Consider the following 13089-nt stretch of genomic DNA (forward strand, 5'->3'; position numbering starts at 1 on the left):
ATGCGCGGCGCGCGTTTCTTTTGTGGCGTTGTGGTTGTGACGGCCGGACTGGCGGGCTGCTCGCTGGTGCCCCCCGAACCCGTCGTGCTGGGCCCGACCACGGCCATGCCGCCGGCACCGTCTGTACCGGCGCCCGCGCCGGACGGCTCCATCTACCAGCCGACCGTCTACGGAAACTATCCGCTGTTCGAGGATCGCCGGCCGCGCAACGTGGGCGACGTCGTCACCGTCGTGCTGGAAGAAAGAACCGCCGCCGCCAAGAACGTGGCGACCAATACCACCCGGACCTCCGCGACCGACAACTCCATCGCCGCGTCGCCGGGCTTCATGAGCAGCTGGTTCAACGCCAAGCTGGACACCAACACGTCGGGCAGCAACGTGAACAAGGGCGCGGGCGACAGCAGCGCCAACAACACCTTCACGGGCGTGCTGACCACCACGGTGGTCGGTGTGCTGCCCAATGGCAACCTGCAGGTCGCAGGCGAAAAGCAGATCGCCATCAACCGCGGCAGCGAATACATCCGCTTTTCCGGCGTGGTGGACCCGCGTTCCGTGACCGGGCTGAACACCGTGTCCTCCACCCAGGTGGCCGATGCCCGCATCGAATACCGCAGCAAGGGCGTGATGGACGAGGTCCAGACGATGGGTTGGCTGCAGCGCTTCTTCCTGATCGCCAACCCATTCTGATGAGAGTTGAACCCACCCCCGAAGCGCTGCGCGCTTCCCCCTCAAGGGGGCGACGCTGGCGGACCGGCAAAGCCGGATCCGCCGCGTCCCCGATCGGGCCACGCCGGTTTCACGCGGTGCGGAGCCATGCTGATATGACGTACTTCCTTGCCTATCCCATCCGGATCCGCCGCCTGGCGGGCCTGCTGCTGGCGGCCGTGCTGCTGACAGCCGGCGCCGCGCATGCCGAACGCCTGAAGGACCTGGCCACCATCCAGGGCGTGCGCGGCAACCAGCTCATCGGCTATGGCCTGGTCGTGGGCCTGGATGGCACCGGCGACCAGGTGCGCCAGGCGCCGTTCACGCAGCAGAGCGTGACGAATATGCTGTCGCAGCTGGGCGTGACCATGCCCAACAACAGCAATATGCAGTTGAAGAACGTGGCCGCCGTCATGGTCACCATGAACCTGCCGGCCTTCTCGCGGCCCGGGCAGACCTTCGACGTCGTGGTGTCCTCCATGGGCAACGCCAAGAGCCTGCGCGGGGGGACGCTGTTGCTGACGCCCATGAAGGGCGCGGACGGACAGGTCTACGCGCTGGCGCAGGGCAACATCCTGGTGGGGGGCGCGGGCGCCTCGGCCGGCGGTTCCAGCGTGCAGATCAACCAGCTGAACGGCGGGCGGATCAGCAACGGCGCGCTCGTCGAGCGCGGCGTGCCGACCACCTTCGCGCGCAACGGCAATATGTTCCTGGAGCTGAACGAGCTGGATTTCGGCACCGCGCAGAACGTCGCGGCCGCCTTGAACCGGCACTTCGGCGGCAGCGTGGCCCAGGTGGTCGACGGCCGCACGGTGCGTGTGCAGGCGCCAACGGAGCCCGCCGCCCAGGCCGGCTTCATCTCCCAACTGGAGAACCTGCAGGTCACGCGCGCGCCGGCTGCGGCCAAGGTCATCGTGAATGCCCGTACCGGTTCGGTGGTGATGAACCGCACCGTCATGCTGGAAGAGTCCGCCGTGGCCCATGGGAACCTGTCGGTGGTAGTCAACCAGACCAATGCGGTATCGCAGCCCAATACGCCCTTCGGCGGCGGACAGACCGTCGTGGTGCCGAACACCCAGATCGACGTGCGCCAGGAAAACGGATCGCTGCAGCACGTGCGCACCAGCGCCAACCTGGCCGACGTGGTGCGCGCGCTGAACGCCCTGGGCGCCACGCCGCAAGACCTGCTGGCCATCCTGCAGGCCATGCAGACCGCCGGTGCGCTGCGCGCCGAGCTGGAGATTATTTAAGCCATGGCGCTCGGCTCATCCCCGACCCCGGCCGGCCAGCCGTCGATCTTCGATTTCGGCTCGCTGTCCAGCCTGCACCACGACGTGACCAGCGGCCCGGCCTCCGCGCAGAAGCAGGCCGAGGTCGCGCGCCAGTTCGAAGCCGTCTATATCCAGATGCTGCTCAAGCAGATGCGGCAGGCCACCATGAAAAGCGGCCTGTTGGACTCCAACGAGTCGCAAATGGTGCAGTCGATGGCGGACGAGCAGTTGGCGCTGCAGCTGGCCAACCCGGGCATCGGCCTGGCGCAGTCCCTGTTGAAGCAGATGCAGGCCAACCAGCCCGGGGCCGGCGACGCGGCGCAAGACGGCGCCCAGGACGGCACCCAGGCCATGAAGCCCTTGGACCTGGCCTCGCGCACGATCACCTCCGGCACGTCCAATCCCGAGGTCGCGGCGCTCTTGCGGGTGATGCGCCGCGGCGGGGCCTCCGACCGGGCCCTGGCGGCCGCCGAAGGCGCGCCCGACCATGTGGTCGATTTCGTGGCGCAGATGGCGCCGGCGGCCAAGGCCGCGGAACGCCAGAGCGGCGTGCCGGCCCGGCTCATCCTGGGCCAGGCGGCGCTGGAATCCGGCTGGGGCCAGCGCGAGATCCGCTATCCGGACGGCCGCACCAGCTACAACCTGTTCGGCATCAAGGCGGGCGACAGCTGGAAGGGCAAGACCGTCAACGTGCTGACCACCGAATACGAAAACGGCGCGCCACGCAAGGTCATGCAGGCGTTCCGGGCCTACAACTCGTACGAGGAGTCCTTCGCCGACTACGCCCGCCTGCTCGGCGGCAACCCGCGCTACGACGCGGTGGCGGACGCCCGCGACGAAATCGAGGCGGCGCGGCGCATCCAGGCGGCAGGCTATGCCACGGACCCGCGCTACGCCGACAAGCTGATCGGCATCATGGGCCAGTTGCAGGGCGCGGCGAGCCGGGGCAGGGGCCTGGATGGCGCGGCCTTCGACGGCAAGGTGGAGTTATTGGGGTCGGATTTCGAAGGCGCGGGAGATCCCTAGGGCGGGCCTGTGCGCGTGGCAGCCCGAGGATCACCTTGGATTTCATTAAGTTTCGTCCGGCTCTTGCCGTTAAGCCAATATCCAGACGTTTGAACACGGTTAATCGAGAGGCATCCCGACCATGAGTTTGTACAGCCTGGGCCTGAGCGGTCTGAACGCGGCGCAAGCGGGGTTGACCACCACCGGCCACAACATCGACAACTCCACGACCGACGGTTACAACCGCCAGCGCGTGCTGACGTCGACGGCCGGCGCCACGCCGACGGCGAACGGCTTCTACGGCCGGGGCGTGCAGGTCGACACGGTCCAGCGCCAGTACGACAGCTTCCTGTACAAGCAGCTGGTCGGTTCGCAGAGCCACAGTTCCTCGTATTCGACGTACCTGGACCAGGTCTCCCAGATCGACAACATGATGGGCGACGAAACGGTGGGCATCTCGCCGGCACTGGCGGACTTCTTTTCCAGCGTCAACGCCGTGGCCAGCAACCCGGCCGACGCGGCCACCCGGGCGAACCTGGTCGGCAAGGGCCAGGCGCTGGTGTCGCAGATCAATTCCGCCTACCAGGACCTGCAGACCCAGCGCGAAGGCCTGAACCAGCAGATCACCCAAGCCGTCAATTCCGTCAACGGCTACCTGGGCCAGATCAACAAGCTGAACCAGGAAATCGTCATCGCGCGCGGCCAGGGCAACGGCAACGCCCCCAACGACCTGCTGGACCAGCGCGACCAGTTGCTGTCGCAGCTGTCGCAGACCGTGGGCATCCGCTACACGACGCAGGGCGACACGGTCAATATTTCCCTGGAATCGGGCCAGGCGCTGCTGTCGGGCAACACGGTGTATTCGCTGCAGGCCGTTGCCTCGGCCGCCGACCCGTCGCGCACCGTGGTCGCGTACAACCTGCCGTCAGGCCCCAACGGCGCAACGACGCCGGTGGAGCTGAGCGACGCCAAGCTGAGCAATGGCACGCTGGGCGGCCTGCTGCAGTTCCGCACGAATTCACTGGACGTGATCCAGAACCAGCTGGGCCAGATGGCCGCCGGCCTGGCGGTTACCTTCAACACGCTGCACACGCAGGGCGTGGACCTGTACGGCAACCCCGGCGGGGATTTCTTTTCGCTGGCGTCCCCGGCCGCGCTGACGAGCGCCAAGAACACTGGCACCGCCGGCTTGACGGCGGACTACACCGATGCCAGCCAGCTGACGTCCAGCGACTACCAGATCAGCTTCGACGGCACGAACTACACGGTGACCCGCCTGTCGGACAACACGGCCGTGACCGCCACGCCGACGGGCACGCCGCCGACCTCGCTGGATTTCGACGGCCTGACCGTGAACATCGCCGGCACGCCGGCCGCCGGCGACAGCTGGACGCTGCAGCCCACGCGCAACGCGGCCCGCGACCTGGGCATGGCGCTGACGGATCCGGCGACGATCGCCGCATCCAGCACGACCAACCCGGGTTCGGCCAACGGCGAGAACGCCCTGGCACTGGCGAAGCTGCAGACCACGCGCAACCTGGCGGGCAATTCGCTGAGCGTGACGGATATGTTCTCGCAGATCGTCAACAACGTCGGCCAGCAGACGGCCGATGCCAAGGCCAACGACAAGGCGCAAAGCGCGGTGGTTGCCCAGCGCACGCAGAACAATGCGTCCGTCTCCGGCGTGAACCTGAACGAAGAATACGTGAATCTCTCGCAGTACCAGGAGCAGTACCAGGCGGCCGCCAAGATCATCGACGTGGCCAGCACCGTCTTCGATGCCTTGCTGGGCCTGAAGTAAACGGTCATCCGCTTCAAGATAAAAAGCATCCGGAGTAACACAGCATGATCCGCCTGAGCACCTCCACGATCTACCAGAGTGGCCTGAACGGCATTCTGAAGAACGAGTCGGACGTCAACTACCTGCAGCAGCAGCTCAGTTCCGGCCGCAGCGTCGTGACGCCTTCGGACAATCCGCTGGCAGCGGGGCAGGCGATCACCGCCTACCAGAACCTGAACATGACGGAGGCGTACGCCAGCAACCGGGTCGCGGCCAACCGCTCCCTGGGCAACGAGAGCAATGCGCTGTCCTCCGTCGTCTCCACGCTGACCAATGTGCTGACGCGCGTGGTGCAGGCCGGCAACGGCACGCTGGCCGACGCCGACCGCAATACGCTGGCCACGGTGCTGGGACAATCGCGTGACGCCTTGTTCGCGCTGGCCAACACCACGGACGGCAATGGCCAGTACCTGTTCTCGGGCACGGCCGGCGACGCCGCGGCCTATGTGCAGGATCCGACCACCGGTGCCGTCAGCTACAACGGCAATACCGGCCAGCGCCAGGTACAAGTGGAGCAGGCGCGGCAGATGAACGTAGCGGACATCGGTACGGACATCTTCAACCGCGCCACGCCCGGCGCGGTGGGCTACGTGGCGTCCGCCGCCACCTGGAACGCGGGAACGGCCACGTTCTCCACGCCGGCCGTCGCGCCAGGCGGCGGGGCGGGCCTGAACTACCAGGTCGACTTCCAGAAGGATCCGGCCACCAACCAGCTGACCTACACGATTACGACGTCCGATCCGTCCACGGGCATGGGCACCACCAGTACGCCCGTGGCGTACAAGGCGGGCGATAGCATCGACGCCGGCAACGGCGTCACCATGAAGGTCGACGGCGATCCGCAGGTGGGCGATACCTTCTACGTCAAGACCGCGCAGTCGGCCGACGTCGACATGTTCGCGACCCTGGATTCCCTGGTCGCGGCGCTGAAGAGTCCTTCGCAGAACGACGCCCAAGGCCAGGCCGCGCTCCTGAACCTGCTGTCGACGGCGGGCAAGACGCTGTCGATCAACCTGGACAACGTGTCGACGGTGCAGGCGTCCGTGGGCGCCCGCCAGAACGAACTGGATGCCCTGGATACGACCGGCGCGCAGCGCAAGCTTACCGACGGCAAGACGCTGACCGACCTGACGCAGATTGATTACTACGATGTGATTTCCAAGATGAGCATGCGCCAGCTGTCGCTGCAGGCCTCGATGTCGGCGTTCAGTGCCGTCAAGGGCACCTCGCTGTTCAGCATGAATAAGTAATCAACGACCCTGTATCTTCGAAGTAGAAACGACGGCTTGCCGGATAGATAACGATATGTTTACCAATATGAAAGTCCGCACGTCCATCATCGCGTTGCTCGCGCTGTACCTGGGCGCGATGCTGATCTCGAACTCCGTCTCATGGTTGGGGCTGGACTCGAGCAACAGCAATCTGGAGCAGGTCAACAACCTTTACAGCGACCAGGTCACCAACCTGTATGCCTCGTATGCACAGGTGCTGCGCGCGCGCCAGGTCTTGAACAACGCCCATGAGATGATGCAGAACAACCGCGTGGACGAGGGCATGAGCCAGGTCATGCGGGCGAGCACTTTCAAGGCCGACGCCGACAAGCGCATGGCCCTGTTCGGCCAATCGCCGAAGCTGCCCGCGACGGCGGACATGGCCAAGGCGATCATGGCCAACTACAAGACCTACGGGGGCCTGATCGACGATCAGATCAATGCCCTGCGCTCCAGGCAGATGGATACCTATTTGGCCTCGTCCAAGGCATCTTCGTCGTCCAACCAGACGCTCGACAAGTCCGTGCAAGTCATGCTGGAGTACCTGGACAAGGCCACGGACGACATGGTGGCGGCCGGACATCGCGACTTTTCGCTGGCGCGCACCGTGACGGTCGTCATGGTGGCCTTCGCCCTGTTCCTGACCATCGCCTGCTGGCTGGTTCTTAGCCGCATGGTGCTGCGTCCCCTGCGCGAGGCCGGCCAGCACTTCGACCGCATCGCCGCCGGCGACCTGAGCCAGCACATCGAAGTGCGCAGCACCAATGAAATCGGCCTGTTGTACAGCGCGGTCAAGCGCATGCAGGAAAGCCTGACGCGCACGGTGTCGGCGGTGCGCCGCGGCGTGGACGAAATCAATGTGGGCGCGCGCGAGATCTCCGCGGGCAACACGGACCTGTCCAGCCGCACGGAGCAGCAGGCGTCGTCCCTGGAAGAGACGGCGGCGTCGATGGAAGAACTGGCCTCGACGGTGAAGCAGAACGCGGAGAACGCGCGCCAGGCCAACCAGCTGGCGGCCAGCGCCTCGGACGTGGCCGAGCGCGGCGGTTCGGCGGTGGCGGAAGTGGTCAACACGATGCAGGATATCTCGGGCAGCTCGCGCAAGATCTCGGAGATCGTCAGCGTGATCGACGGGATTGCGTTCCAGACCAACATCCTGGCGCTGAACGCGGCGGTGGAAGCGGCGCGCGCGGGCGAGCAGGGCAAGGGTTTTGCGGTGGTGGCGGGCGAAGTGCGCTCGCTGGCACAGCGCAGCGCGCAGGCGGCCAAGGAAATCAAGGCGCTGATCGAGGACTCGGTGACGAAGGTGGGCGCGGGTTCGCAGCAGGTCGAGCGGGCGGGGGCGACGATGCAGGAGATCGTGGCCTCGGTCAAGCGGGTGACCGACATCATGGGCGAGATCTCGGCGGCGTCCGAAGAGCAGTCCAGTGGCATCGACCAGGTGAACCGCGCGGTGTCGCAGATGGACGAGGTGACGCAGCAGAACGCGGCGCTGGTGGAAGAAGCCGCCGCGGCGGCCGGTTCGCTGCAGGAGCAGGCCCAGCGCCTGGCCGAAGCGGTGGCGGTATTCAAGGTCAATCAGGGCCAGGTCATCGACGTGCCGGCGCGCACCATCGCATCGACGGCCGCGCCTCGCGTCGCGGCCGTCGCGCCGCAGCCGGCAGCCCCGGCCGAAGCGCCGCGCCTGAATCATGCGGCGTCCGCCGCGCGCACCGCCAGGACTTCCGCGACCCCGGCGCGTTCCTCCGCGGCGGCAACGGGCAAGCGCCCCCCGGCCGCCAACGATAACGCCGCCGCGCGTCCCGCGCCGGCCGCCGCCAAGTCCCGGGCCGTCGCCGCCGGCGGCGGTGCCGCGGCCCTCAGCGACAACGATTGGGAATCCTTCTAGGACGACCATGATGCGCGCATCCCACCTCATCGTGAAATGGCGGGCCAGCCTTGTGGCCTGCTTGGCCGGCTGCGTACTGCTGGCCGGCTGCGCGACGGGACAGAATTTTTCCGCCGACGCCGTCGCCAGCCTGCAGCCCAGCCGGACCACCATGACCGACGCGATCCAGATCCTGCAGGGCCTGCCCCAGCAGGTGCTGCCGCAATCGGACGGGTCGACCATCGCGCTGTGGTCCTACAAGATGTCCGTCGTCACGGATGCCGTCTATTTCCGCCGGGAAGCGATGCTGCAGTTCGCGCCCGACGGTCGCCTGGCGCGCGTGCTCGACACGACTAATGTTCCGTTGTCCGGGGCGACCCGGCAGAAGCTGCTGGGCGCGGCTTCGATTCCGCAGGATGCCGCTGCATCGCCGGGCGCAACCGTGGAAACGGCCGCGCCGGGCACCGGTACGGCAGCGCCGCCCGGCACGACCGCGATACCCGTGCCGGCGCCGTAGGGCGCATGGCATCCGACGGCCGCGGAGCCGCCTCCACGAGGGGTGGGTCACCGGCTACTTTTTCGAATCCGATTTGCAAGTTTGGAGGGCCTCATGGAAGCCATCGCAGATACGAGCCGTAAGGCCAAGGCCAGCAAGCGCAAGGCGGCGCGTCCGCCCAAGGTCAAGCGCAAGTTCTCGGTGCGCGATACGCGCGTCGGCACCTTGCTGATGATCGTGCTGGGCATTTTCGCCCTGCTAATCGTGGCGGTGGGCGGCATGGCGGCCTACTTCCTGAACCAGAACTACCGCGCGGTGCTCGAGCTCGGTGCGCTGACCGATCGCGCCACGCAGGTGCAGATCATCAACGCCAACATGCTGCGGGCGCGTGTCGCGCTGCTGGTGTCGGCGCGCGACCTGCAGGAAGCGGGCGCCCCCAATGTGTCGCCCGAAGCGGCGGCAACGGCCAAGAAGGACGCCGCCGATTCGCTGAAGGGCGCCAACGATCTGCTGGCCGAAGTGCGCAACAACTTCGCGGACTTCCAGAAGAACATGCTGGAAGACGACACCGGGCGCCAGCTGTCCATGAACCTGGTGCGCCGCTATCGCTCCTATATCGACGACGGCGTCGACACCATGGTGGAGGCCTTGCGCAGCCAGGACTACAGCACGTTCTATATGGTGAACACGGAATATGGCACGCCCCGCAGCGCCGCCTTCGTCGATGCGATCGAGGAATTTTCGAAGTACATCAAGACCGAGCAGACCGATACGGCGGCCCAGGCCAAGCAGAACCTGAACCTGGCGCTGATCGCCGTCGCCGTCGCCGTGGGCCTGGCCGTCATCCTGATGATCGTGGCGCGCATCGTCTTCGGCCGCATGGTGGTGCGTCCCCTGGTCGAAGCCGGCCAGCACTTCGACAAGATCGCCAACGGCGATTTGACCCAGCGCGTGGACATCCGTTCGCATAACGAGATCGGCATGCTGTACGGCGCGCTCAAGCGCATGCAGGAAAGCCTGACGCGCACGGTGTCGACGGTGCGCCGCGGGGTGGACGAAATCAACGTGGGGTCACGCGAGATCTCCGCGGGCAATACCGACCTGTCCAGCCGCACGGAGCAGCAGGCGGCGTCGCTGGAAGAGACGGCGGCGTCGATGGAAGAACTGGCCTCGACCGTGAAGCAGAACGCGGAGAACGCGCGCCAGGCCAATCAGCTCGCGGCCAGCGCCTCGGACGTGGCCGAGCGCGGCGGTTCGGCGGTGGCGGAAGTGGTCAACACGATGCAAGGGATCTCGGGCAGCTCGCGCAAGATCTCGGAGATCGTCAGCGTGATCGACGGGATTGCGTTCCAGACCAACATCCTGGCGCTGAACGCGGCGGTGGAAGCGGCGCGCGCGGGCGAGCAGGGCAAGGGCTTTGCGGTGGTGGCGGGCGAAGTGCGCTCGCTGGCACAGCGCAGCGCGCAGGCGGCCAAGGAAATCAAGGCGCTGATCGAGGACTCGGTGACGAAGGTGGGCGCGGGTTCGCAGCAGGTGGAGCGGGCGGGGGCGACGATGCAGGAGATCGTGGCCTCGGTCAAGCGCGTCACCGACATCATGGGCGAGATCTCGGCGGCGTCCGAAGAGCAGTCCAGCGGCATCGATCAGGTGAACCGCGCGGTGTCGCAGATGGACGAGGTGACGCAGCAGAACGCGGCGCTGGTGGAAGAAGCCGCCGCGGCGGCCGGTTCGCTGCAGGAGCAGGCGCAGCGCCTGGCCGAGGCCGTATCGGTGTTCAAGATCAACGAAGGCCAGGTCATTGACGTGCCGGCGCAGCAGCTGGCGGGCGGCGGCTACGCACAGCCGCTGGTCAGCCACTGAGGCAGTACCGCAAGGCAATGCAAGGGCGGCCACGAGGCCGCCCTTTTTTATGTCCATTGACGATGTTCATTCCCGTTGACAGCGTTCGCGCTCGTTGAAGATGCGTGGAATGTTGGGGCGCTCTTCCGCGGTGGGAATCGAATCTATGCCCTCCCAGCGTTTCCAAAGGAATCCTTTTCCTTTCGATGGCTCGCGGGAATGCATGTTGGCGTGACGGTACGGCCGATTCGTTGGCCCATGCAACGGCATGCCCGGGCCCGCCCCTACCGTGTCCAGTTCTTCCTACCGTCCGGCGCCGGCATCCAGCCGCGCCGTTTCCGCTTCCGTGCCGTCCCTGGCCGCGCGGCTGGTTCCAGAGTGCTTGACCCTGGTCTACGTGGCCTGGGTTTTCCTTGCCATGGACGGCTTCTTCGCCGTCGAACGCTTCCACGCCATCGGCCTGAACGTCCAGGGCCATTTCGGCCCGGCGGAGTACCTGCGCCAGGCCGTCTTCGTGCTGGAATACGCCGTCGCGATCCTGGTCCTGTACAGCGCCACGCGGGTCAGGCGCTGGGCGGGCGCGATACTGCTGGCCGTCCTGTGGTCGTTGACCACGGTGGACCTGACCGCGCACGCGATATATGGGCGGCCCGCCGGCATAGGCAACATCAGTGCATTGAATGCATCGGCAGCGATGCTGGATGCGGCCTTGCGCGAGTATGGGCAAACGATCGCCGTGGCCACGGGCAAGGCCGCGGTGCTGTTCGTGCCGCTCATCGCCAGGGCGCTGTTCTCGCGCAGGACGCGCAGGCCGCTGTGGCTGCCCATGCTGCTGATATGCGCGCTGGCCGGCATGTACGGCATCATCCTGGTGAAACGGGGGCCGCCCGCGCTTATCGGCTTTCCAAAGGGCTACTCGTACGGCTTCGGTTCATTGGCCATCGAGGCAAATAACCTGCTGGAACGGCCCCGCTACGTGCCGGCCCAGGCGGAGATCACGTCCGACGTGCCCGCCACACAGCCGAGCCCGAGCACGGACACGGCGAGCGCCACGGACGCGGCGGGCTTCGGCAACTTCCGCAATGTGATCGTGATCGTCGACGAGTCGATCGAATACCGGCATTTTTACAAGCTCTTCCAGGGCCAGGATACGCGCTACGCCGATTTCGGCCAGGCTTATAGCGGCGCCAACTGTTCGGCGGCGTCCAACTACATACTCAGAAAGGGCTGGTGGCCCAGGCAGGACACCGGGCACGTCGGCATTACCCGCACCGACAGCCTGTTCACGCTGGCCAGGCGCCGCGGCTACACCACCACCTATATCGACAACCAGGGCGTGCTGGACGACCCGACCACGCGAAACTATATCGACGGCAAGGAACTCGCGGATATCGACCACGTGGTCGAGAACCGCGGCCCGCTATACCAGCGCGATGCGGTGGCCCTGCGGCAGATCGCCGAGCGCGCCGCAACAGGCCACAACTTCATTTTCGTCAATAAGGACGGCGCGCACTTTCCGTATCGCGACTATATTGATCCCTCGCTGGCCTCCGGCGATAAGGCGACCGACTACCTGACGGCGATACGCACGAATACCGTGGATTTCCTGCTGGCGCTGCAAGCCAGGCTGCCGGAGGGCACCCTCGTTTTCTATACGTCGGACCACGGCCAGAACCTGACGACGCGGGCGACCCACTGCAATACGGGCGACGAAGCCACGCCGGAAGAATACCGCGTGCCTTTCCTGGCGCTGGCCACGGAGCCCGGCGTCCAGGCGCGCTTGAAGCATGCGGCCGATGTGCAGCGCGGCCGGCTTACCCATCTGGAATTTTCCGAATCGGTGCGCGAAGCCCTGGGCTATCGGGTCCCGGGGGTGAAGTCGCTGTTCGCGCCGCACCCCATCGAGACGCCGTTCTGCGGACTGTATGGTTCTCCGAAAGTATTTTTCGGCGTCGAGCCGTCGTTCAAGGCCTTGCCTACTCACTGACGGAGCTCAGGCACTTCACTAAGTGCCGGCCAGTAGCCCGGCCATTCGCTCCATGGCCTCGATGCCTTCCTGGAACAACGCCGCCAGGAACCCGGTACTTTGCGGTAGCGCAACGGCCAGCAACACCACGCCGGCGATCAAGGTAATGGGGAATCCAACGGCGAACACCGATAGCTGCGGCGCGGCGCGGTTCAGCATGCCCATCGCCAGGTGGATGATCAGCAGGGCGGCGATCAAGGGCAGCGCCAGCAGCAGCCCCGACGAGAACACCTTGCTGCCCAGCTGCGCCACCATGACCCAGCCTTCCGGGTTCAGCGTCTGCGTGCCGATCGGCAGGATGGTGAAGGTCTTCACCAGCATGGCCAGCATCATCAGGTGCCCGTTGACGCTCAGGAAAACCAGCATCGCCAGGATATTGAACAGCCGCGCCAACACTTCCGTATTGGCCTGGGTCGTGGGATCGAAAATCGTCGCCAGCGACAGGCCCATCTGCAGGCCGATGAAATCGCCGGCCGTCTGCACGGCCGCGAAGCACACCCGCATGCAGAAGCCCACGCCGATCCCGATGAAGATCTGCTGCGCCAGCACCCACAGCCCGGCCAGCGACCCGGGGGCCACCGCCGGCATCGGGGGCAGGGAAGGCGATATCGCCACGGCCAGCACCGCGGCCAGGCCCACCTTGGTCATCGGCGGCGCGCTGGTTTCGCCGAACAGCGGCGCCACGCCTATCATCGCCAGCAGGCGCGCGAAGGGCCACAGAAAGGTGTCGATCCAGCCGTACCACTGGTCCAGCGTGAAGGTGATCATG

10 protein-coding genes are annotated in these 13089 nt (G+C 66.1%); 9 read left to right on the top strand and 1 reads right to left on the bottom strand.

All coding sequences use genetic code 11. The features are described 5' to 3' along the window. From AKI39_RS10580 to AKI39_RS10620, 9 genes are all read left to right on the top strand, one after another. Nucleotides 1-687: a flagellar basal body L-ring protein FlgH gene (locus tag AKI39_RS10580; protein ID WP_145925241.1), complete on the top strand. Its 687-nt coding sequence runs from the start codon at nt 1-3 to the stop codon at nt 685-687. A 134-nt stretch (nt 688-821) separates the two neighbouring features. Next, nucleotides 822-1955: a flagellar basal body P-ring protein FlgI gene (locus tag AKI39_RS10585; protein WP_066635369.1), complete on the top strand. Its 1134-nt coding sequence runs from the start codon at nt 822-824 to the stop codon at nt 1953-1955. 3 nt (nt 1956-1958) lie between these two features. Next, nucleotides 1959-3002, top strand: a complete 1044-nt coding sequence (gene flgJ, locus AKI39_RS10590) for a flagellar assembly peptidoglycan hydrolase FlgJ (protein WP_066635372.1) — start codon at nt 1959-1961, stop codon at nt 3000-3002. A 121-nt stretch (nt 3003-3123) separates the two neighbouring features. Then, nucleotides 3124-4782 carry a flagellar hook-associated protein FlgK gene (gene flgK, locus AKI39_RS10595; RefSeq protein WP_066635375.1) on the top strand — a complete coding sequence of 553 codons (1659 nt, stop codon included), beginning with the start codon at nt 3124-3126 and terminating at the stop codon, nt 4780-4782. A 44-nt stretch (nt 4783-4826) separates the two neighbouring features. Continuing rightward, complete coding sequence (gene flgL, locus AKI39_RS10600) at nt 4827-6071, top strand: flagellar hook-associated protein FlgL (protein WP_235610787.1); 1245 nt, start codon at nt 4827-4829, stop codon at nt 6069-6071. Between the two features lie 55 nt (nt 6072-6126). After that, on the top strand, nt 6127-7980 hold the full coding sequence (locus AKI39_RS10605; protein WP_066635378.1) for a methyl-accepting chemotaxis protein: 1854 nt from the start codon (nt 6127-6129) through the stop codon (nt 7978-7980). 7 nt (nt 7981-7987) lie between these two features. Then, nucleotides 7988-8476 carry a hypothetical protein gene (locus AKI39_RS10610; protein ID WP_066635381.1) on the top strand — a complete coding sequence of 163 codons (489 nt, stop codon included), beginning with the start codon at nt 7988-7990 and terminating at the stop codon, nt 8474-8476. 93 nt (nt 8477-8569) lie between these two features. Further along, the gene (locus tag AKI39_RS10615; protein ID WP_066635384.1) at nt 8570-10315 is read left to right on the top strand and encodes a methyl-accepting chemotaxis protein; all 1746 of its coding nucleotides are present in this window, start codon (nt 8570-8572) and stop codon (nt 10313-10315) included. A 247-nt stretch (nt 10316-10562) separates the two neighbouring features. Further along, nucleotides 10563-12281: a sulfatase-like hydrolase/transferase gene (locus AKI39_RS10620; RefSeq protein ID WP_066635386.1), complete on the top strand. Its 1719-nt coding sequence runs from the start codon at nt 10563-10565 to the stop codon at nt 12279-12281. A gap of 18 nt (nt 12282-12299) precedes the next feature. Here AKI39_RS10620 and fliR read toward each other — a convergent pair whose 3' ends face one another. Continuing rightward, entirely contained in the window at nt 12300-13088 is a 789-nt protein-coding gene (gene fliR, locus AKI39_RS10625; protein WP_066635388.1) for a flagellar biosynthetic protein FliR, read from the bottom strand. Nucleotide 13089: the final 1 nt, after the last annotated feature.

It is taken from the genome of Bordetella sp. H567 (assembly GCF_001704295.1).
Classification (GTDB): domain Bacteria; phylum Pseudomonadota; class Gammaproteobacteria; order Burkholderiales; family Burkholderiaceae_B; genus Bordetella_C.